Genomic DNA, 19,636 nt, shown 5'->3' on the forward strand with positions numbered 1-19,636 from the left:
CCTTTAGCCCGCACTGGGGCCCCCGCCCCCGCGCAACGCATCCCCTTCATCGCTTACCCCCGTACAGCTTGGCGGAAGCTATAGGGATTTTTCCTAGGAGTTCACAAGATGGATATCGCGAAACAATACGGCGCCATCACAGGTAGGTGACTGTCACCGCATAGGTTCCTCGATAGGTTCCAACAGCTTGCCGTGCATTCACGTTGAGTTGCGCGCCCACGTTAAGCGTGAATTCGCCATCGCTGTCCGTCCAGGCAAAGCCGAAAAAGGTGGATTGGGTGAAATTGCTCACCGTCATGCTCGCGCCGTTACCCGTCAACGTGGTCGACGAAGGCAGCGTCACATAGAACAGCCGGCCGGCATCCCCATCCACGGCAAATTGCCCGGCGCGCGGCGGATTTGCGCTGCTTTGCGCGATCGTGGTCTGCGCGCCCATGCCGCCCGAAGCGGTCAGCGTGCCATCGGTGCTCAGCACAAGCGCGCCCGCCGATGCGGGCTGAACGAACTGGCCAAAGCTCATGCCATTGATCTGGCGAACCGAAATGGGGGCGACCACCGTTCCCGCGGCAGTCCCGCTGACGGTAACCTTGTTCGGCGCCGCTTGGGCCGATCCGGGCGCCAGGCCCAGGACGATCCCGCTCGACCACACAAGGCCCGCTGCCGCCCATCCCGACCAGGTCCTGCGGCCAGGCTTGCGGTTTCCAATCATGGTTAATTATCCTGTACCGAAAGAGACCGGCTCACCCCCCGATGAGCCGGCCCCTCGTCGCGATCAGTTGTAGGTGACCGTCGCGCTATACGTGCCCGAATAGGCACCAGCCGGTTCCGTGCCGGCCAGGGTCAGCGTACCGCCAACCGTAAACGATGCATTGCCCTTGCTGTCGAGCGCGCCGGTGGCGGCAGACGCTGCGGTGGTGAAGGGGATGGTGTTGGTGCCGTTGGCGATCGTGCCACCCGTGGTGGAGATCGCAAACGAACGGCTGGGATCACCGGTCACGGTGAACGCATCGGCCGCGTTGGCATTGCCCGTCACGAAGACCACGCCGCCCGAAACCGAGCCAGCGCCGCCGGCGCCCACGGTGATCGAGCCCGCACCGGTGGTGAAGGTGCCGAACTTGAGCGCCGCGCCCGAAGTGTGGGCCAGCGTGATCGGCGCGATCACCGTGGCGGTGGCCGTACCGTTGGTGGTGGCAGTGTTGCCGGCGGCGAAAGCCGGAACGGCAGCAGCAGCGGCGATCACGGCCGCGATAACAGCAATCTTCTTCATCGTCTTTACCCCTTAAAGACCCCCTGGGTGCTCTCTGCGAGAGACACCGCACCAGCACGTTCTACGTACTTTCCCCGTCCTGCGGTGCAGGCCTTCTTTAATCTGGGTTAAGTTAACAATTCACCCAATTGGCGTTTACCCCTGGCTTTGGCAAAACAAGCACATAGGGAATTTCCCCTGTAAATTTCCCGCCACATCGCAAAAAATTTCGCCAGTCCGGCACGAAAAAAACGCGCGCAAGAATCAGCCGTAAGTGACGATCAGGGGAATCGTCAGGCGATAGCGCGCTGCCGGCGCATCGGCAGGGACGTTCAGCGTTCCACCCACGCTGAACGTATCGGCGCCCTGCGCATCAAGCAGCCCGGCATTGCCGGTGGGCCCCGGGGTGTGCGCGAGCACGGCCAAGGCATCGACCGTCAGCACGGGGCCTTGGCCATCGCCACTGACCACCAGGCTTTCCGGCACGGACACGAGATAGACGCGCCCCGCCTCGCCATGCACGGCAAAGCGGGCAGGGTGCGCCGCGGCGCAGGGCACGCCGGCCCCGCACGCCGCGATGGCCCCTCCGCCATAGCGCGGCGCTCCGCCGGCGGGATCGACCGCCACGGTGCCGCCTGTCGTGGCGCGGCCCACCACGACGCCAAAATCCAGCGCGTCGAGCGCATCGACGGACAGCGCGGCGACAACCCGTGCCTGCGCCTCGCCAGTGGCGGTGTTGGCCTGGGCTGCCTGGGCGCTGCCAGGCAAGGCAAGCACGGCCATAACGGCACACCTACGTGCCAATTTGGCCCGAAACTTTGGTGAACGATTATCAACCACCTGATTGCCTTGCGTTTCCCATTAGAAGGAAACCACGAAGCGTCTCGCAGGGCAAGAGGCTAGAGCACACCAAGCAAGATGGCGGTGACCGGCAAGGGGATCGTCAGGTCAGCCCCGCCCGCCTGGCGATCCACATCGATGCGCGCACCAATGGCGAAATTGGCGGTGCACACCCGCGTGGTGCAATTGGCGATCGTCACGGTGACGGGCATTCCCGAAACCAGCAGGCTGCCGCCCGGCAGATCGGATTCGAATGCGGAAAGCCGCGCCACGACGCCATCCTTGATCAGTTGCCCCGGCGCGATCAACATCACTTGCGCGGCCACCGTGATCGGGCGGGTGCTGGTACTGCCGCGATCGTAGCGGAGGGTGAATTGCGCCGGGCCGGTGCTGCTGCCGGCCACCGCCATGATCCCGCTGCCGCTCACCGCACCACTGACAGCCACGGCACGCCAGCCGCTGGCAAACACGGCAAAGCGGCCGAACCGCAAGTCTGCCGTGCGCTGGATCGAAAAACTGTCCGCCTGCGCTGCCGGCGCTAGCGACAGCGCCACGACCAGCGCCGCCATGCCCAAGATGCCCCGCCCCATGGCCTGCTTATAGCGCAAGTCTGGCGGGTGGTCATCAAGGGCATTGGGGCAACACCCCCTCCCCTAACCCCTCCCGCACGCGGGAGGGGGATTTTGCCTTAAGCTCCCCTCCCGCTTGCGGGAGGGGCTGGGGGAGGGCATGTTCCCGTCAAATCAAAGCTTCCCCACCAATTCCGGCACGGCGGTGAACAAGTCGGCGACCAAGCCCACGTCGGCCACCTGGAAGATCGGCGCGTCTTCGTCCTTGTTGATGGCGATGATGGTCTTGCTGTCCTTCATCCCCGCCAGGTGCTGGATCGCGCCGGAAATGCCCACCGCGACATAGACTTGCGGCGCCACGATCTTGCCGGTCTGGCCCACCTGGTAGTCGTTGGGCACATAGCCCGCGTCCACCGCCGCGCGGCTCGCGCCGATGGCGGCGCCGAGCTTGTCGGCGAGCGGCGTGATCGTCGCGGCAAAGGTCTCCGCGTCCTTGAGCGCGCGGCCGCCCGAGACGATGACTTTGGCGCTGGTCAGTTCCGGGCGCTCGCTCTTGGCGATTTCCGAACCGACGAAGCTGGACAGGCCCGCATCGCCCGCGCCGCTCACCGCGTCCACGCTCGCGCTGCCGCCGGTCGCGTCCGCCTTGGCAAAGGCCGTGGCGCGCACCGTCACCACCAGCTTGGCATCGCCCGATTCGACCCTGGCGATGGCATTGCCGGCATAGATCGGCCGGGTGAAGGTCTTGGGGCCTTCCACCGAGAGAATGTCGGAGACCTGCGCCACGTCGAGCAGCGCGGCCACGCGCGGCGCGACGTTCTTGCCGGTGGTGGTGGCCGGCGCCACGAAGGCATCGTAATCCGCCATCAGGCCGGCCACGAGCGGCGCGACGTTCTCGGCCAGCGCATGGGCATAGGCCGCGTCATCAGCCTTGAGCACGGCGGAAACACCGGCGATCTGCGCCGCCGCAGCGGCCACGCCATCGACGCCTTCGCCCGCCACCAGCGCGACCACGTCGCCAAGCTGGGCTGCGGCGGTCACCGCGCTCAGCGTCGCGTCCTTGATCGCGGCGCCATCGTGCTCGACCCAGAGAAGAACCTTACCCATCACGCGACTCCCAGTTCCTTGAGCTTGGCCACCAGCGCATCGACATCGGCCACTTTCACCCCCGCCGCGCGCACCGGCGGCTCGGCCACTTTCAGCGTCTTGAGGCGCGGGCTCACGTCCACGCCCAAGTCAGCGGCGGTCTTGGTGGCGAGCGGCTTGGACTTGGCCTTCATGATGTTGGGCAACGAGGCATAGCGCGGCTCGTTCAAACGCAAGTCGGTGGTCACCACCGCCGGCAGCGCCAGCTTGACCGTTTCCAGCCCGCCGTCGATCTCGCGCTTGACGATCAGCTGATCGCCTTCGACGCTGACTTCATTGGCAAAGGTGCCCTGCGGCCGGCCGAGCAGCGCGGCGATCATCTGGCCCACCTGGTTCGAATCGTCGTCGATCGCCTGCTTGCCGGTGATGATCAGGCCGGGCTGTTCCTCGCCGGCGATCGCTGCCACGATCTTGGCCACGCCCAACGGCTCCACGTCTTCGTCCGACTGCACCAGGATCGCCCGGTCCGCGCCCATCGCCAGCGCCGTGCGCAGCGTGTCGGCCGCCTTCGCCGGGCCCACCGACACCGCAACCACTTCCGAAACAACGCCCTTTTCCTTCAGGCGAATCGCTTCTTCCACCGCGATCTCGTCAAACGGGTTCATGCTCATCTTCACGTTCGCCAGCTCGACACCCGTGCCATCCGCCTTCACTCGCGGCTTCACGTTGTAGTCGATCACCCGCTTCACGCAGACCAGGGCTTTCATCGATTGTGTCTCCTCGAACTCGCTCAGCATTCCACCACGTTGACGGCCACGACGTTGACCGCGAGGCCGCCTAGCGAGGTTTCCTTGTATTTGTCACGCATGTCTGCGCCGGTTTGGCGCATGGTTTCGATCACCTTGTCAAGGCTCACCATGTGCTGCCCATCGCCCAGCATGGCCAGGCGCGAGGCGTCGATGGCCTTGACCGCGCCCATGGCGTTGCGCTCGATGCAGGGGATTTGCACCAGGCCGCCCACCGGGTCGCAGGTCAGGCCCAGGTTGTGCTCCATGCCGATTTCGGCAGCGTTTTCGATCTGGGCGTTGTTGCCACCCAGCGCTGCGGTGAGGCCGGCTGCCGCCATCGAGCAGGCCACGCCCACTTCGCCCTGGCAGCCCACTTCCGCGCCAGAGATGGAGGCATTACGCTTGTACAGCGCGCCGATTGCCGCCGCCGTTAGCAGGAACGTGCGCCGCCCTGCCCGGTCGCCGCGATAGCAGCGTTCGTAATAACGCAACACCGCCGGGATGATGCCGGCCGCACCGTTGGTGGGCGCAGTCACCACACGGCCGCCGGCCGCGTTTTCCTCGTTCACCGCCATGGCCCACAAGTTGATCCAGTCGAGCACGGCCAGCGGTTCCGACAACGACATCTGCTGGCGGTGCTGCAATTCCTGCGCCAGCGGCGCGGCGCGGCGCCGCACGTTGAGCCCCCCAGGCAGCGTACCGGTCTGTCCGCAGCCGCGATCGATGCAGGCGGCCATGGTATCGGCCAACAGGTCGAGCCCGGCATCCACCTCAGAAGGGCTGCGCCAGGCCAGTTCGTTGGCCAGCATGATCTGGGCAAAGGTCAACCCCGTCGCCTCGCCGATCTCGATCAGTTCGGCCGCGCTGGCAAAGGGATAGGGCAAGTCCGGCAGGTCTTGCGCCGGGGCATTGCGGATCACTTCGTCTTCATCAAGCACGAAGCCGCCGCCGACCGAATAAAAGAGCCGCCGCGTGAGCATGTCACCCGCTGCGTCCCAGGCGGCCAGCGCCATGGCATTGCTGTGATAGGGCTGCCGCTCGCGCTGGAGAAAGCGCATGTCCTGCGCCGGGGCAAAGGCCACGTCGTGCCGGCCCAGCAGGGCAACACGGCCACGTTCATTGACGCCCGCCACGATGCCGGCCACGGCATCGGGCGCCACGGTTGCGGGAACTTCCCCGGCCAGGCCCAGGATCACTGCCACATCGGTAGCGTGGCCCTTGCCGGTCAGCGCCAACGACCCATAGAGATCGACCGAAACCCGCGCCGTCGCGCCCAGCAGGCCAGCGGCATCAAGTGCTTCGGTAAAGCGGCGGGCCGCCACCATCGGCCCCACCGTGTGCGAGCTGGACGGCCCGATGCCGATCTTGAACAGGTCGAAGGTGCTGACAGTCATGGCCGCTCCGGAATACCTGACACGATCGGGGCGTGATTCCAGCCTGCCAAGGCGCGCAACAAATCACCACCGGAAAGACCGATCGTTGCCGTGTTGCGCAAGGGATGAACGTGAACCTTCGCGGCGTCAACCAAGTCCGCATCGATCACCACGCGCACCGCACCGCCCGCATCGTTGATCGCGGCAAGCGGCGTCACCGCGCCCGGCGTCACCCCAAGCAGACGCTCCATGTCCTCGGCCTTGCCGAAACTGAACTTCTTGGCGCCCACCGCACCGGCCAGCGCTTTCAGATCCATGCGCTTGGCATGGTCCACGGTCACCAGCCAGAACGTGCCGTCGGCGTTCTTGAGAAACAGGTTCTTGGTGTGCGCGCCAGGCAGCGCGGCGTGAATCGCCTCGCTTTCCTCCACGGTGAACACCGCTTCGTGTTCCAAGGCATTCCAGGCGATGCCCAGGGCGGCAAGATCGGCGTAAAGCTGCGCCTCGCTCATTCGAACACCCCCTACTTGAACACGACGGTGCGATGGCCGTTGAGCATCACGCGATGCTCGCAATGGGCCTTGACCGCGCGGGTCAGCACGCGGCTTTCGGTTTCCTGGCCCTGGGCGATCAGGTCGTCGACGGTATCGGCATGGTCCACCATCGACACATCCTGCGCGATGATCGGCCCTTCATCCAGATCGGGTGTCACGTAGTGCGCGGTGGCACCCACCATCTTCACGCCGCGCTCATACGCGCGGTGATAGGGCATGGCGCCCTTGAAGGCCGGCAGCGACGAATGGTGGATATTGATCACGCGGCCCTCCAGCGCGCGACACGTCGCGTCCGACAGCACCTGCATGTAGCGCGCCAGGATGACGAGATCGACATTCTGCTGCGCGATCATCTCCAGCAGGCGGGCTTCCTGCTCGGCCTTGTTTTCCGGCGTGATCGGCAGATGATGGAACGCGATGCCCTCGTGCTCCACGCGGCGCTGCCAGGTTGTGTGGTTCGACACCACGCTGGTCACTTCCATCGGCAGATAGCGCGTGGCCGTGCGATAGAGCAGGTCGTTCAGGCAATGCCCGCCCTTTGAGACCATGACGATCGCGCGCACCTTGACCGACAGGTCGAACACCTTCCAGTCGATGCCATAGGCGCTGCCCACCGACAGGAATGCCTCGTTGAACTTTTCCACCGTCATGCCCGCAGGCGCGGTGAACGCAACGCGCATGAAAAAGCGGCCGGTCACGGCATCATCGAACTGCGCGCTTTCTACGATGTTGCAATCCTGCGCCGAAATCGACGTGGCGATCGCCGCCACCAGGCCCTTGCGATCCAGACACGAGACAAGCAGGACGAAATCCGGTTTCAAAAGCGCCACGTCAGCTCCCTTCCGCTGGTTGCCACCCTGATAGGACGGCTTGCCCGCGACAGGAACGGGCCAGCACACACAATAAGCAGATATAATCTGGTAGTTCAGGCTTCATGATGGCACAAGGAAAACACCGGGGGGCCGGCAAAGGGCGGCCCCAGAGGATCAATGCCCATGCGCCTGCCCGCCGAATTCGATCTGCACGGCTTGGAAGTGTTTGTCCTGACTGTGGAACTGGGCGGGATGACGGCCTGCGCCCAGCAATTGCGCATCACCCAGTCGGCGGTTTCGCAAACCATCACCCGGCTGGAGCAGGGCATCGGTGCGCCGCTGTTCGATCGCTCGTTGCGGCCACTGGGGCTCACCCCGTCGGGCCGTGCCCTGCACGAACGCGCGCGCAAGCTGCTCGCCAACGCCCGCACCGCTTACGATGAAGTGCGCGAAGGCGCGCAGCAGCCGATCGACCAGTTGACGGTCGGCATGTCGGAAAGCCTGGCCAACCTGCTGACCGCACCGCTCCTGCGCCGCCACGGCATGCGCGTGGGATCGTGGCGCGTGCGCTCGGGCATCTCGCTCAAGCAGCAGCAGGAATTCCTGGCCCGCCGCTGCGACATGCTGGTCACGGGCAGCAACACCCTGGAAAAGCATCCGGGCATCGAACACCACGACGTGATCGACGATCCTTTCGTGATGATCTTCCCGGCCGATCACACCGGCAGCGTGGAACCGGCCGACGTGGCCGAGCGCCTGCCCTTCGTGCGCTATTCGCTCGACACCGGGATGGGCCAGCGTATCGAAAGCCAGCTCACCCGCATGAAGCTGCGCCTGCCCAACGTGATCGAGGTGGAAATCATCCACCAGCAATTGACCACCGTGGGCATGGGTATCGGCTGGAGCATCACCTCGCTGCTGTGCCTGGCCGCCCTGCCCCAGCTGATGCCGCAACTGCGGGTCGAGCCGCTACCACGCGGCCGCTTCGCCCGGCGCATCCAGGTGGTGGCGCGCATGGGCGAACTGGGCGACCTGCCCGGCCAGACCGCCTCGCTGGCGCGCGAAACCCTGCTGGACCAGGTCTTGCCACCGCTGATCAACGCCCACCCTTGGGCCGGGCCGCTGCTGGGCTGAAGCCATGGCGGCGTGAACCATGTGGCTGGGCTGCAAGCGCCCCGTTGCCGACGTTCAAGTTGGATCAGCGGGTGGCCTTCCTCATCCCGTGAGCTTCGGGGTCGAACCCCTGCGGGAATTGCGTCGCATCATTGTATTCAGCGCCAGTCAGCAACGCGCCTTGCAGCTTAGCGTCGGCGAGGCAGGCACCTTGCAGTTGCGTAGCTCCTCCGACGTTGTCCTGGGTAAGATTGGCACCCCGCAGGTCTGCACCAGCCAGTCTGGCCTCTTTCAGGTCGGCACCGCGCAAAACCGCGTCACGTAGATCAGCGTCCGTCAGATCGGCACGGAACATGATTGCCCAGTAGAGGTCGGCGTTTCGGAGATCGGCCGAACGTAAGCTGGCGTCACTGAAGTTGAACCCTTCAAGATCCGCCTGGCGAAGATCACGGCCAGACAGATCGATGCTGTCGAGGTCGTGGCCGGACCGGTCATCACCTGTATCGAGTAGCTCTCGGCCTGCGGAAGTGTAGAGTTTCATTGGGGCGCTATATCGACCAGTTTCCTAATGTCCGCTTTCCGCCCCCGTTCTTTGCACCCGCTGGCGATCTGCGCCGAGTCAAAACGGAATAGCGGCTGCTGTCCTCATTTGGACATTGCGAACGTTCCGCATACGTGCAAGCTGGCGCGGCAATAACCTCAACGCGCGGCATGAAGGTGCTTGGAGGTAAGAAGGTCGTATAACTGGGGTACATCGAGTGAGCGGGTCAGCCCTATTGATCATACTCGCCGTCGTGACGACGGCTGGCGCTTTCCTTCCCAAGTTTCTAAGGTTGGCTGCGGCAATTGCCGGCGTTGCAAGCCTTTCAGTTGCCGCGTTGATCTGGCGCCGAGATGGCGATTGGACCTTCATCCACAACGATATGGAAATATTTCTGGTCGCTGGAATCACCGGCTGCTTAGCTGGCGGCGCCCTACTTCGAGAAGCTGTCGTTTTCGTTTCCTCATTTGCTCAAGGCTTACGTCGTGACCTTCGATAGGAAATGATCGCTCCCGCAAGTCTCGGCCCGTTCGGCGCAGTGGGCTTGGCAAAGCCGCTGGTCAGCTGACGCCCACTTGCGGACGATAGTGCCTAATGACATTTATGTAGCATGATGGCTGAGAACTCGGGCAAAGACACGCCGGCTGATTGCTACGGCTACTTCATGACAGCACTTATGGGGCTGGAGGATGACGCTGCCCTTTCGGGTTATTCCGCGGCGGGCCAAGAGCTTCTTAGAGAAGCGATCCGGATTTTCGGCGCTGAGTTTGACGATAGGCACCGCGACCATTGGGGCAAGCCATGCTCATAAAGCACGGTCGGCATCGTTCCTGCGCCGACGCCCGGTTCCCACCAATTCCGGCACCCTGCCCGCTACCCACCTTTCCCAAGCCGCTTAATCAATGTTGACGATATTATACCGCCGCAGGCCGGTATCGTTGACAAAGCACACGCCAAGCTGGCGCTGGCCGAACATGCCGCCCAGGAATTCGAGCGAGGCCGACATTTCCACCAGATAGCGGGCCAGCCGTCCGGCCGCGAGCGCGGTGCCGCGTTCGTAATCCATCATGATCTCGCGATAGACTTCCGAAGACGTGCCCTTCTTCACGCGCTCGGCCGCCACCAGCAGCTTCATGAGTTCCACCTGTCGTGCCGCCGCTTCCTTCTTGTCGAAGAACAGCGAGAACATGTGGATGCCGTAATAGCCGCCGTTGTCCACGGTGCGCAGCGCCCCGCCCAGGAACGCCACGGTGCAGGCGCTGATGCAGGCGCGCCCTTGCGGCACCCGCACCAGCACGCGGCGCGCGCGCAGCGCCCGGCCCATGGCCATGCCCTGCTCCAGATTGCCGCCGGGCGAGGATAGCCACACTTCGTCCACGTTCCCCGCCTGCGAAAGCGCGGCGGCGAGGCGGCTGCCTTCCTCGTCCCCCACGCCGCCGCTGGCATAGAGCACGCGCACCCCACCCTGCTCGATGACCGAATAGGTCATCTGCTCATCGTCGAAATGGGGCACGGCGAAAACCGCGTCGGGCGGCTCCGCCCCGCAATAAGTGCCTTGGGCGCCAGCCGGTGGCACGGCCAGCGCCAGACAGGCCGGAAGGGCGATCGCCCACCTCAACTTGGCCATGGCGCAGCGGCTCAGGCCGGGGCCCAGGCGCTGCTGGGCGGCGTGCGACAGAACCGCGGATTGTCCTTCATTTCCTGTCCATCTACATAGTTCACCTGGCTGACATTGCGGCACACGCGCCCGTCGGGCTGGGCCTGGGGCGTGGAGGCCACCACCGTTCCGCCCACGCCGGGCCGCGTCTCGCTGGTCCATTTCTGCGTCGACGCCTGATCGCTGCCCTTGGCATTGAGCGCCGCTTCGGTGGCCGTGGCCATCTTCTCCTGCTCGCAGCGATCAAGCGACTTGCCGATCCGGCTGCCGACGACCACGCCCAGCGCGCCGCCCAGCACGGTGCCCAGGGTCTTGTCCCGTCCGCCAGCCACGCTGCGCCCCAACAGGCCGCCCAATACGCCACCGACCACGGCCCCGGCCACTTGCCCGCCATTGCCGCCGCACTTGGCTTGCGCCTCCACCGGCATCAAGACAAGACCCAAGGAAGACAATACCATGACAATTGCAATAAGGTTCTTTTGCATAAGCCCCCGTCCCCATGCTGGTTCACTCTAGAAGATGCTAGCATCAAGTCGCATGGTTCGGAAGTAACGAATCGAGACAGGGCATTTCCGTATGTACCCCATTTGGGTTATGTCGCTATATTTCAGGCCCAATGCGGTCTTGACTGTCATTGCGCTTGCCATACTTGCCCTTCCCGCCAATTCGGTGGCACAGGAAAGCGGCGGCCGCGAATGCAAGACGATGCAGGCAACCAGCGGCGATGTCGCCGTGCCGGTGCGCGTGTGCCGCGATCCCGGCGGCGTCTGGCACCGCGTGGAAACACCGCTCGCGCCCACGACAGAGGCTGCCTTTCGCGGCCATCTTGTCTACGCGGGCCAATTTTCCGGCAATGCCGGGCGCATCCAGCGCACGCCGGCCTCGCTGAACCTGGGCCGCACAAGGATCGACCTGGGCTTTTCGACGACCGCCTATCGCAGCCGCCGCGACGTGACCGGCACGGCCCGCATCGATCTGGCCATCCGCAACGGCACGATGCAGGCAACCATGGCGCTGGCCGGACCGGGCCTTAACCAGCGCATCGCGCTGGGCGGCGCGGTGCGGGCAGGCGCCTGTGCGCTCGACAGCGCGTCGGGCGACGCCCACTTTGCCGGCACCTGCACGGAAGAGCGCATGACCGGCAAGCTGGTGGTGGAAAACGCCAGCGGCTGGCGGCTGGAGACGGGCATCGATGCCATGCTGCAAAGCCGACAGAACGATGGCGATGCAGCTCTGGCGGCCGCGGCCGAGCGGCAACGCCAGCAGGAAAGCCAGCGGGCGCAGGCCGAACGAATCTCGCTCTATATCGGCAAGCTGACATTGCGCGCCCGCGGCGGAGACGTGGATGCGATGGGCACGCTTGGCGATATCTATTCCGATGACAGCGTGGTTTCGGCAGACCTGCAGAAAGCCGTCTATTGGTATGGCATGGCCGCCGGGCACAACGATCCGCGCGCGATGTTCAACCTGGCGCTCAGCTATGCCAAGGGCGAAGGCGTGGGCAAGAACTCCACGATCGCCAGCGATCTCTATGCCAAATGCGCCCGCATCGCCTCGAAATACCAGCCCGACTGCGCGCGCAACCTGGGCCTGGCCTATGCGCTGGGCGAAGGCGTGCCGCAAAGCAAGAAGACCGCGCTGTTCTGGCTGCGCGCCTGCGCCCGGATGGGCGACAGCAAGTGCGACGAGATCGCCAATGTCGTGGAGCGCAACTAGGCAGCGTGGGCTGCGGTGTTCGGGGCCAAGCCCAAAAATTGCCCATCTGTCGCCGATCGCGGGAACCAAGATCGTTTCCACCGATTTGATAGCAATCGTGAAGGTGCGCGCGCAGCCCGCCTGACCGGATGTGATGGGGAACTCCGGCAGCAGACATGACGAACATCAAACTTTCCCAACAAGTTGCCGGAATTTCCCACGTCTCCCTGGCCACCGCGTTGGACCAGAGCGTAGACTGCGTGAAAGTCATCGGGCTCGATGGCACGGTCGCCTACATGAACCCCAACGGCATCTGCGCCATGGAAATCGATGCCCCCGTCGACGTGATCGGCAAGCAGTGGGCCGATCTTTGGCCTGCCGAAGCCAGGCCCCATATCGAGAGCGGCTATGCCGCAGCGCTGGACGGCGGCATGTCTCGGTTCCGGGCGCACTGCCCAACGGCCAAGGGCAAAAGCCGCTGGTGGGACGTGAGCGTTTCGGCGCTGTGCGATAACACGGGCAACCTGATCAGCTACCTGGCCGTTTCGCGCGACGTGACGGACGCCGAACTGGCCCGCCAGGTGCTGGAAACGGCCACCCGCGAACTGCACCACCGCCTCAAGAATACCTACACGATGATTTCCAGCCTGATCCGCGGCTTTGCCCGTGGGGACGCGCAGAACGCCGAATTCGCCACCGAAAGGGCCGAGCGGCTGCTGGCCATGGGCCGTGCCCAGGCGCTATTCACCAGCCGCGATGTGCCATGCAGCCTGGTCGACCTGATCGAGGCCCTGACCATGCCCTTCAGCAGCGGGTTCTGCCCGGTGGCGATGGACGCCGTGCAAGACATCCCGATCGCCCGCGCCTTGGCCGACACCATCGCGCTCGTCGTGGGCGAATTCGCCGTCAATTCATCCAAGCATGGCGCCATCGCCCATGGCGGCGAGATCCGGCTCGCCAGCCGCGACGAGGATGGCGACCTGGTGATCGTGTGGCAGGAAAAATCCAGCCGTCCCGTGGCGGCCACCTCGCGCGAGGGCGGACAGGGGCTTAACCTGATCGACCGCATCGTGCGCCTGCGCGATGGCGCCATCACGCTAGATTGGCAGGCCGACGGCCTGGTTGCCACCTTGCGCTTCAAGGGCGCGGCGCACCCCGCGCCCGACTGAGCGTCAGCCCAGTTGCACCGCCTTGAGCGCGTGCCACAGCCAAGGGGCAAAGCTGCGCCACACGAACACGCGAAACATGTCCGCCTGTTCGCGCCAGACGATCACTTCCACGGTCTCGAACACCGTGCGCGTGGCCCGGCCCACGGCAAAGCGTTCGAGATCGAGCGGGCAGCCCGAACACAGCACTCGCGCGGCACTGGCGCCTTCCACGCGGATCACCACGCCGCGCGCGGACACGTCCACCACGCTGACGGGCTGCCCAGCACCGTCGGGCACGACGGTTCCGGCGGGCGGATCGGCCAGCCATTCATCGGGACCAAGGCAGGCGATGCCATCCAGTGTCTCGCCGATGCGGGTCGGCACGGCGCGGCCGATCACGGCACCAAGCGCCTCGGCCGTGCGCGCGCGCAAGGACCAGCGGCTTGCCGGCGGCTCCAGCGTCAGCGTCACGCCGCCGGGCAGGACCGCGTTGCTTTCCAGCGCCAGGTCGGTGCCGGCCACGGCCAGCGGGGGAATCGCAATGGCGTCAGACATCGAGGCGGCTCCCTTGCGCATCATAGAACACCGTGCTGGCCGTGACCCGCGCGCGGATCGTGCGCCCGGGCATCGGCACATGGATCACCTGGCCATCGCGCGCGCGGCCATCGGCGATCACGGCCATGGCGATCGACCGCCCCAACGTGGCACTGTGATACGACGAGGTGACGTGGCCCAGCATCGTCATCGGCACCGGCTGGGCCGGATCGGCCACGATCTGGGCGCCTTCCTCCAGCACCTCGTTCGGATCTTCGGTCAACAGCCCGACCAGTTGCTTGCGCCCTGGCGCGGTCATGTCGGGCCGCGCCAGCGAACGCTTGCCCACGAAGTCGGGCTTCTTGGCGCCCACGGCCCAGGCCATGCCGGCGTCATCGGGCGTCAGCGTGCCATCGGTGTCCTGGCCAACGATGACATAGCCTTTTTCCGCGCGCAGGACGTGCATCGTCTCGGTGCCATAAGGGGTGATGCCGTGCGCCTGGCCGGCGGCGTGGATCGCTTCCCACACCATGCGGCCATGCTCGGCCGGCACGTTGACTTCATAGCCGAGTTCGCCGGTAAAGCTCACGCGGAACAGCCGTGTCGGCACGCCGCAGATGCGCCCTTCGCGAATGGCCATGTGCGGGAAGGCTTCGCGCGAAAGGTCGATGCCTTCCACCAGCGGCGCAATCACCTCGCGCGCCAGCGGGCCTTGCACGGCGATCACCGCCCATTGCTCGGTCGTGCTGGTCAGCCAGACGTCCAGATCGCTCCATTCGGTCTGGAGATAGTCTTCCATCATCGCCAGCACGCGCGCCGCGCCGCCGGTGGTGGTGGTCAGGTGAAAGCGGTCGGGCGCCAGCCGCGCCGAAACGCCGTCATCGGTGATGAACCCGTCCTCGCGCAGCAGCAGGCCATAGCGGCAGCGGCCCGGCGCCAGCGCCTTCCACGGGTTGGTGTACATGCGGTTGAGGAATTCGGCGGCATCGGGCCCGACCACTTCGATCTTGCCCAGGGTGGAAGCGTCGAACATCCCCACATTTTGCCGCACCGCCAGGCATTCGCGCGCCACGGCGGCGTGCATGTCCTCGCCCCCTTGCGGAAAATAGCGCGCACGGCGCCACTGCGCCACGTTCTCGAACACCGCACCGCGCGCATCGGCCCAGCCATCGATCACCGTCTTGCGGATCGGCTGGAATAGCGCGTCCTTGTGGTGCCCCATCAATGCGCCAAAGGTTTGCGGCGTATAGGGCGGGCGGAACGTGGTGAGGCCGATATCGGTCACGGCACGCCCCAAGCTGCCCGAGGCGATCTGCAACCCATTGAGGTTGCTGGTCTTGCCCTGGTCGGTCGCCATGCCGTTGGTGGTATAGCGCTTGATGTGCTCGATCGAGCGCATGCCCTCGCGCACAGCCAGATCGATGTCGCGCGCTTTCACGTCGTTCTGGAAATCGACGAAAGCCTTGGTCTGCCAGATCGGCTTGGGGCCGGGCAGCGTACCCAGCGCCAGGCCGCTGCCCAGATCCCAAGCCCCGGCACCAGCGCCCACGGCGCGGCAGTTTTCCTGTGGCACGTCGGGCAGATAGGCGCCCCATCCGGCGTCCCAGCGCAGGCTGCCCTTGGCGTGGCTCCACAAATGCACCGTGGGCGTCCACCCGCCGGCCATCAGCAGCGCATCCACGGCCAGTTGCTGCGAATGGCCGGTGCCATCGGCGGCAAAGGTGATGCCGGAAACGCCATGGCGGCCCGAAACGCCCGTCACCGCGTGGCCCAGATGCACGGCAATGCCCGCCGCGCGCACGGCGCTGACCAGGTCGGCGGCCACTTGCGCGCGCAAGTCGATCAAAGCCACCACGTTGACGCCTGCGGCCTTGAGCGCCAGCGCATCGCGCCAGCCGCTGTCGTGCACCGCCATCACCGCCACGGCGCGGCCCACCGCCACGCCATAGCGCACAGCCAGGGTGCGGCCTGCGCTCGACAGCATCACGCCGGGCACATCGTTGCCATCGAACACCAGCGGGCGCTCGATCGCGCCTTGCGCCAGCACCACTTCACCCGCGCGAATGCGCCACAGCCGCTCGCGCGCGCCCTTGGCCTCGCCCGGCGCCAGATGATCGGTGAGTTGCTCCACCGCGCCCACGAAGTTCTGGTGGTAATAGCCGAAAGCCGTGGTGCGGGTCAGCACGGTCACATTGTCCAGCCGGCGCAGCGCCATGGCCTTGTCCGCCACTTCGCCCCACAGCGCCTGGTCAGACAGCGCACCACCGCCCAGTTCTTCCTGTTCGTCGATCAGGATCACCCGGCTGCCACCTTGCGCCGCCGCCAGCGCGGCGTCGATGCCGGCCAGGCCACCTCCCACTACCAAGACTTCGCAATGGGCATAGGTCGCGTCGTAATGATCGGGATCGCGCGTCGCCGGGCTGGCACCCAGCCCGGCCATGCGGCGAATCGCCGGCTCATAGAGCTTTTCCCAGGCCGAGCGCGGCCACATGAAGGTCTTGTTGTAGAACCCGGCGGGAAACAGCGCACCCAGCCGGTCGTTCACCGCGCCCAGGTCGAACTTGAGCGAAGGGAAGCGGTTCTGGCTCTGCGCGTCCAGCCCCTGATACAGCGCGACGGACGGCGCGCGCAGGTTGGGCGTGGCGCGGCCCCAGCCCGGCCCGGTTTCGCCGCGATCCACCGTCACCAGCGCGTTGGGCTCTTCCGTCCCCATGCCCAAAATCCCGCGCGGGCGGTGATACTTGAACGAGCGGCCGAACAGCATCTGGCCCGACGCGACCAGCGCCGAAGCCAGGCTGTCTCCGGCAAAGCCACGATGCGCGCGGCCGTCAAAGGTGAAATCCAGCGGCGCGGCGCGGTTGATCCGGCCGCCGGCAGGAAGACGATAGCCGCTCATCGGCGCGCTTCTCCGGCCTTGTAGGTTTGTTCGAAACGGTCGCTTACGGTGTCGCGCACCGCGTTGAAAAAGCGTCCGCAGCCGTGGGTGTGGCGCCAGCGTTCATGGTGCCGCCCGCGCGGGTTGCGGCGGATGTAGAGGTAATGCTCCCAATCCTGATCGCTCAGCGCGGCCGGGTCGAGCGGCCGGGCAATATGCGCCTCCCCGCCATAGACGAATTCCACCTCGGGGCGGTCTTCTTCGCAATAGGGGCAACGAATCAACAGCATGGCTTGGCTCCTGCCCCTTGCTCAGTGGGCCACGGCGGCCGCGGCCGCCTCGTCGATCAGCCGCCCGTTGCGGAAGCGATCCAGGTTGAACGGCGCGTTGATCGCATGGGGCGCATCGTGGGCGATGGTGTGGGCCAGAAGGTCCGCCGCGCCCGGTGTCGCCTTGAACCCGCCGGTGCCCCACCCGCAATTGACATAGAGCCCAGGCACCGGGGTCTTGCCCAGGATGGGCGAGCGATCGGGCGTCACGTCCACGATCCCGCCCCAGGTGCGCAACATGCGCATGCGGGTAAAGATCGGGAAAATCTCGCAGATCGCCGCCAGCGTATGCTCGATGATGTGCAAGGCGCCGCGCTGCGAATACGAGGTATACTGGTCGGTCCCCGCGCCGATCACCAGTTCGCCCTTGTCGGACTGGCTGATATAGGCGTGGACGGTGTTGGACATGACCACGCAAGGGAAGATCGGCTTGACCGGTTCGGACACCAGCGCCTGGAGCGGATAGCTTTCCAGCGGAAATTCCAGCCCCGCCATGTTCATCACGACCGAGGTATTGCCCGCCGCCGAAACGCCGATCTTCTTGGCGCCGATGAAACCGCGCTCGGTTTCCACCCCCAGCACCGCGCCATCCGCGCCCCGGCGAATGCCGGTGACGGCGCAGTTCTGGATGATGTCCACGCCCAGCGCCGTCGCCTTGCGGGCATAGCCCCAGGCCACGCTATCGTGCCGGGCAGTGCCGCCGCGCCGCTGCAACGCGCCGCCCAGCACCGGATGGCGCGCATTGGGCGAAATATCGAGCGGCGGGCAATAGGCCTGGCACTCTTCGGGGCTCAACCATTCATTGTCCACGCCGTTCAACCGGTTGGCGTGGATGTGGCGCTTGAAGCTCTGAATGTCGTGCACGTTGTGCGCGAGCATCAGCACGCCCCGCTTCGAATACATCACGTTGTAGTTGAGCTCCTGGCTCAACCCGTCCCACAGCTTGACCGCATGGTCATAGAGGTGGGCGCTTTCATCGTAGAGGTAGTTCGAACGGATGATCGTGGTATTGCGCCCGGTGTTGCCACCGCCCAGCCAGCCCTTTTCGATCACCGCAACATTGGTGACCCCGTACTTGGCCGCCAGGTAATAGGCCGCGCCCAGGCCGTGCCCGCCGGCGCCCACGATGATCACGTCGTAGGCCGCCTTGGGCGCCTTGTCGGGCCACTGTTCGGGCCACGACTGGTGCCCAGAAAAGGCCTGCGCAATAAGATTGAGCCCGGAAAAGCGCATCATCTCAGGGTTGTCCTGCCGCTTCCAGCGCAGCCTTGCCGCGCTCGACGTAGAAGGTCTTGAAGGCATCGACGAGGTTTTCCTCCAGGGCATAAGGCCCGGGACGATAGCCATCGGTGGCAATGCCGGCGTGGTTCATTTCGGCAAGGCGCCGATCCTGGCGATTGGTGGCTTTCCACACGTGCGTCAGGTTCTCGACGGTGTAGTCCTCGCCTTCCACGGCGTCTTCGTGGACCAGCCACGAGGTGCGCAGGATCGAACGATCCGGCCCCTGCGGCATCACGCTGAACGTGACGACATGGTCACAGCAGAAATGGTGCCACGAATTGGGCTGGGTCCACACCGAAACGCTGGTCGGCTCGGCATGATCGACCGACCATATCAGCTTCCGCGACGCCGGCTGTCCGTCGATCGTCTGCGACAGCGCACCATGGGCCAGGCCCAGTCGCCCCACCCGGTGCCAGCCGCCATCGGGGAATTCGACCAGGTCCTGCCACACGCCCAGCGCCTTCCAGTGCTCCACCTGGTCGGCCACATCGGCTTCGTCGCTGGCATCGCCATCTTCCGGGTTGCCCCGGCCAAAGCCCGATCCGCTCAGCGAATTGAGCAGTTCGGGATGGTTCGCCTCGCAGTGATAGCACTCGCGGTTGTTTTCCATGACCAGCTTCCAGTTGGCCGTGTCGTGCAGGTCTTCCACCGCCGCCACTTTCAGCTTGTCCAGGTTGTAGATGCCGATCGCGGCGGCGATGTCGGCCTTGGCGCGGTCGATCGGCGGCGGATTTTCCGCCAGGCAGATGAACAGCAGGCCGCCGCAATTTTCCAGCGCCACTTCGCGCAGGGCATGCGCGCTCTTGTCAAAGCCTTCAGGCATGCCGCGCGCAGCGATCAGCTTGCCATCCAGCCCGAATGTCCAGAAATGATAGGGGCACATGATGCGCGGCATCGTGCCGGCCTGCACCTGGCAGATGCGCGAGCCGCGATGGGTGCAGGTGTTGTAGAACGCGCGGATCGCGCCATCCCGGCCGCGCACGATGAACACCGAATTGTTGGCCATTTCGAACACATAGAAATCGCCGGGGTTCTTCACGTGGGCCACGGTGCAGGCATAGAGCCACACCGACTTGAGCATGACCTCGGTATCGAACTTGAACGCCTGCTCGCTCGTATAGAGCGCCTGGGGCAAGGTATATCCGGGACGATCCTGGTTCAGCAGTTCGGCAATCGATTCCAAATCGCGCATGGG

Annotated in this window: 21 protein-coding genes; 4 read left to right on the forward strand and 17 right to left on the reverse strand. The window is 65.2% G+C overall.

Annotation, left to right across the window (positions count from 1 at the left end):
- Window positions 1–136: 136 nt before the first annotated feature.
- From FHT19_RS18460 to purU, 9 genes are all read right to left on the reverse strand, one after another.
- Window positions 137–709 (reverse strand): DUF4402 domain-containing protein, encoded by a 573-nt coding sequence (locus FHT19_RS18460; RefSeq protein ID WP_169476275.1) that lies wholly within the window; start codon window positions 707–709, stop codon window positions 137–139.
- 63 nt (window positions 710–772) lie between these two features.
- Window positions 773–1,267: a DUF4402 domain-containing protein gene (locus FHT19_RS18465; RefSeq protein WP_169476276.1), complete on the reverse strand. Its 495-nt coding sequence runs from the start codon at window positions 1,265–1,267 to the stop codon at window positions 773–775.
- Window positions 1,268–1,510: 243 nt separating this feature from the next.
- Window positions 1,511–2,029: a DUF4402 domain-containing protein gene (locus FHT19_RS18470; protein ID WP_169476277.1), complete on the reverse strand. Its 519-nt coding sequence runs from the start codon at window positions 2,027–2,029 to the stop codon at window positions 1,511–1,513.
- Window positions 2,030–2,145: 116 nt separating this feature from the next.
- Window positions 2,146–2,676 carry a DUF4402 domain-containing protein gene (locus FHT19_RS18475; protein ID WP_169476278.1) on the reverse strand — a complete coding sequence of 177 codons (531 nt, stop codon included), beginning with the start codon at window positions 2,674–2,676 and terminating at the stop codon, window positions 2,146–2,148.
- Between the two features lie 153 nt (window positions 2,677–2,829).
- Window positions 2,830–3,762, reverse strand: coding sequence for an FAD-binding protein (locus FHT19_RS18480; RefSeq protein WP_169476279.1), 933 nt, complete (start codon window positions 3,760–3,762; stop codon window positions 2,830–2,832).
- Window positions 3,762–4,508 (reverse strand): electron transfer flavoprotein subunit beta/FixA family protein, encoded by a 747-nt coding sequence (locus FHT19_RS18485; RefSeq protein ID WP_169476280.1) that lies wholly within the window; start codon window positions 4,506–4,508, stop codon window positions 3,762–3,764. The genes FHT19_RS18480 and FHT19_RS18485 overlap by 1 nt, the downstream gene beginning before the upstream one ends.
- Before the next feature lie 23 nt (window positions 4,509–4,531).
- The gene (locus FHT19_RS18490) at window positions 4,532–5,923 is read right to left on the reverse strand and encodes an L-serine ammonia-lyase (protein ID WP_169476281.1); all 1,392 of its coding nucleotides are present in this window, start codon (window positions 5,921–5,923) and stop codon (window positions 4,532–4,534) included.
- Entirely contained in the window at window positions 5,920–6,414 is a 495-nt protein-coding gene (locus FHT19_RS18495; RefSeq protein WP_169476282.1) for a prolyl-tRNA synthetase associated domain-containing protein, read from the reverse strand. The genes FHT19_RS18490 and FHT19_RS18495 overlap by 4 nt, the downstream gene beginning before the upstream one ends.
- An 11-nt stretch (window positions 6,415–6,425) precedes the next feature.
- Window positions 6,426–7,286 carry a formyltetrahydrofolate deformylase gene (purU, locus tag FHT19_RS18500; RefSeq protein WP_169476283.1) on the reverse strand — a complete coding sequence of 287 codons (861 nt, stop codon included), beginning with the start codon at window positions 7,284–7,286 and terminating at the stop codon, window positions 6,426–6,428.
- 165 nt (window positions 7,287–7,451) lie between these two features.
- Between purU and FHT19_RS18505 the strand changes: the two genes are divergently transcribed.
- On the forward strand, window positions 7,452–8,402 hold the full coding sequence (locus FHT19_RS18505; RefSeq protein ID WP_168557743.1) for a LysR family transcriptional regulator: 951 nt from the start codon (window positions 7,452–7,454) through the stop codon (window positions 8,400–8,402).
- Window positions 8,403–8,466: 64 nt separating this feature from the next.
- Here the strand turns inward: FHT19_RS18505 and FHT19_RS18510 are convergent, their stop codons facing one another.
- Entirely contained in the window at window positions 8,467–8,922 is a 456-nt protein-coding gene (locus FHT19_RS18510) for a pentapeptide repeat-containing protein (RefSeq protein ID WP_169476284.1), read from the reverse strand.
- Between the two features lie 610 nt (window positions 8,923–9,532).
- On the opposite strand from FHT19_RS18510, the gene FHT19_RS18515 reads away from it, so the two are divergent.
- Window positions 9,533–9,733 carry a hypothetical protein gene (locus FHT19_RS18515; protein ID WP_169476285.1) on the forward strand — a complete coding sequence of 67 codons (201 nt, stop codon included), beginning with the start codon at window positions 9,533–9,535 and terminating at the stop codon, window positions 9,731–9,733.
- A gap of 84 nt (window positions 9,734–9,817) precedes the next feature.
- On the opposite strand, the gene FHT19_RS18520 is transcribed toward FHT19_RS18515, so the two are convergent.
- Both FHT19_RS18520 and FHT19_RS18525 read right to left on the reverse strand, forming a co-directional pair.
- Window positions 9,818–10,549, reverse strand: a complete 732-nt coding sequence (locus FHT19_RS18520) for a hypothetical protein (RefSeq protein ID WP_169476286.1) — start codon at window positions 10,547–10,549, stop codon at window positions 9,818–9,820.
- Between the two features lie 11 nt (window positions 10,550–10,560).
- Complete coding sequence (locus tag FHT19_RS18525) at window positions 10,561–11,037, reverse strand: glycine zipper 2TM domain-containing protein (RefSeq protein WP_168557740.1); 477 nt, start codon at window positions 11,035–11,037, stop codon at window positions 10,561–10,563.
- Window positions 11,038–11,248: 211 nt separating this feature from the next.
- Between FHT19_RS18525 and FHT19_RS24790 the strand changes: the two genes are divergently transcribed.
- Both FHT19_RS24790 and FHT19_RS18535 read left to right on the forward strand, forming a co-directional pair.
- Window positions 11,249–12,295: a tetratricopeptide repeat protein gene (locus FHT19_RS24790; RefSeq protein WP_169476287.1), complete on the forward strand. Its 1,047-nt coding sequence runs from the start codon at window positions 11,249–11,251 to the stop codon at window positions 12,293–12,295.
- A 155-nt stretch (window positions 12,296–12,450) separates the two neighbouring features.
- Window positions 12,451–13,443 (forward strand): PAS domain-containing protein, encoded by a 993-nt coding sequence (locus FHT19_RS18535; protein WP_169476288.1) that lies wholly within the window; start codon window positions 12,451–12,453, stop codon window positions 13,441–13,443.
- A 3-nt stretch (window positions 13,444–13,446) separates the two neighbouring features.
- Here the strand turns inward: FHT19_RS18535 and FHT19_RS18540 are convergent, their stop codons facing one another.
- From FHT19_RS18540 to FHT19_RS18560, 5 genes are read right to left on the reverse strand one after another with little or no spacing between them, the layout of a single operon-like run.
- Entirely contained in the window at window positions 13,447–13,977 is a 531-nt protein-coding gene (locus FHT19_RS18540) for a sarcosine oxidase subunit gamma family protein (protein WP_169476289.1), read from the reverse strand.
- Window positions 13,970–16,852 (reverse strand): 2Fe-2S iron-sulfur cluster-binding protein, encoded by a 2,883-nt coding sequence (locus FHT19_RS18545; protein ID WP_169476290.1) that lies wholly within the window; start codon window positions 16,850–16,852, stop codon window positions 13,970–13,972. The genes FHT19_RS18540 and FHT19_RS18545 overlap by 8 nt, the downstream gene beginning before the upstream one ends.
- Window positions 16,849–17,121: a sarcosine oxidase subunit delta gene (locus tag FHT19_RS18550; RefSeq protein WP_169476291.1), complete on the reverse strand. Its 273-nt coding sequence runs from the start codon at window positions 17,119–17,121 to the stop codon at window positions 16,849–16,851. The genes FHT19_RS18545 and FHT19_RS18550 overlap by 4 nt, the downstream gene beginning before the upstream one ends.
- Before the next feature lie 21 nt (window positions 17,122–17,142).
- Window positions 17,143–18,396 (reverse strand): sarcosine oxidase subunit beta family protein, encoded by a 1,254-nt coding sequence (locus tag FHT19_RS18555; RefSeq protein ID WP_169476292.1) that lies wholly within the window; start codon window positions 18,394–18,396, stop codon window positions 17,143–17,145.
- 1 nt (window position 18,397) lies between these two features.
- On the reverse strand, window positions 18,398–19,633 hold the full coding sequence (locus FHT19_RS18560) for an aromatic ring-hydroxylating dioxygenase subunit alpha (RefSeq protein ID WP_169476293.1): 1,236 nt from the start codon (window positions 19,631–19,633) through the stop codon (window positions 18,398–18,400).
- Window positions 19,634–19,636: the final 3 nt, after the last annotated feature.

Origin of the sequence: Novosphingobium sp. SG919 (assembly GCF_012932495.1) — a bacterium.
GTDB lineage: Bacteria > Pseudomonadota > Alphaproteobacteria > Sphingomonadales > Sphingomonadaceae > Novosphingobium > Novosphingobium rhizosphaerae.

Excerpts from the sequence above, each read along its gene's own strand:
- FHT19_RS18460 (WP_169476275.1), bottom strand. The coding sequence starts at position 709 with ATGATTGGAAACCGCAAGCCTGGCCGCAGGACCTGGTCGGGATGGGCG.
- FHT19_RS18465 (WP_169476276.1), bottom strand. The coding sequence starts at position 1,267 with ATGAAGAAGATTGCTGTTATCGCGGCCGTGATCGCCGCTGCTGCTGCC.
- FHT19_RS18470 (WP_169476277.1), bottom strand. The coding sequence starts at position 2,029 with ATGGCCGTGCTTGCCTTGCCTGGCAGCGCCCAGGCAGCCCAGGCCAAC.
- FHT19_RS18475 (WP_169476278.1), bottom strand. The coding sequence starts at position 2,676 with ATGGGGCGGGGCATCTTGGGCATGGCGGCGCTGGTCGTGGCGCTGTCG.
- FHT19_RS18480 (WP_169476279.1), bottom strand. The coding sequence starts at position 3,762 with ATGGGTAAGGTTCTTCTCTGGGTCGAGCACGATGGCGCCGCGATCAAG.
- FHT19_RS18485 (WP_169476280.1), bottom strand. The coding sequence starts at position 4,508 with ATGAAAGCCCTGGTCTGCGTGAAGCGGGTGATCGACTACAACGTGAAG.
- FHT19_RS18490 (WP_169476281.1), bottom strand. The coding sequence starts at position 5,923 with ATGACTGTCAGCACCTTCGACCTGTTCAAGATCGGCATCGGGCCGTCC.
- FHT19_RS18495 (WP_169476282.1), bottom strand. The coding sequence starts at position 6,414 with ATGAGCGAGGCGCAGCTTTACGCCGATCTTGCCGCCCTGGGCATCGCC.
- FHT19_RS18505 (WP_168557743.1), top strand. The coding sequence starts at position 7,452 with ATGCGCCTGCCCGCCGAATTCGATCTGCACGGCTTGGAAGTGTTTGTC.
- FHT19_RS18510 (WP_169476284.1), bottom strand. The coding sequence starts at position 8,922 with ATGAAACTCTACACTTCCGCAGGCCGAGAGCTACTCGATACAGGTGAT.
- FHT19_RS18515 (WP_169476285.1), top strand. The coding sequence starts at position 9,533 with ATGATGGCTGAGAACTCGGGCAAAGACACGCCGGCTGATTGCTACGGC.
- FHT19_RS18520 (WP_169476286.1), bottom strand. The coding sequence starts at position 10,549 with ATGGCCAAGTTGAGGTGGGCGATCGCCCTTCCGGCCTGTCTGGCGCTG.
- FHT19_RS18525 (WP_168557740.1), bottom strand. The coding sequence starts at position 11,037 with ATGGTATTGTCTTCCTTGGGTCTTGTCTTGATGCCGGTGGAGGCGCAA.
- FHT19_RS18535 (WP_169476288.1), top strand. The coding sequence starts at position 12,451 with ATGACGAACATCAAACTTTCCCAACAAGTTGCCGGAATTTCCCACGTC.
- FHT19_RS18540 (WP_169476289.1), bottom strand. The coding sequence starts at position 13,977 with ATGTCTGACGCCATTGCGATTCCCCCGCTGGCCGTGGCCGGCACCGAC.
- FHT19_RS18545 (WP_169476290.1), bottom strand. The coding sequence starts at position 16,852 with ATGAGCGGCTATCGTCTTCCTGCCGGCGGCCGGATCAACCGCGCCGCG.
- FHT19_RS18550 (WP_169476291.1), bottom strand. The coding sequence starts at position 17,121 with ATGCTGTTGATTCGTTGCCCCTATTGCGAAGAAGACCGCCCCGAGGTG.
- FHT19_RS18555 (WP_169476292.1), bottom strand. The coding sequence starts at position 18,396 with ATGATGCGCTTTTCCGGGCTCAATCTTATTGCGCAGGCCTTTTCTGGG.
- FHT19_RS18560 (WP_169476293.1), bottom strand. The coding sequence starts at position 19,633 with ATGCGCGATTTGGAATCGATTGCCGAACTGCTGAACCAGGATCGTCCC.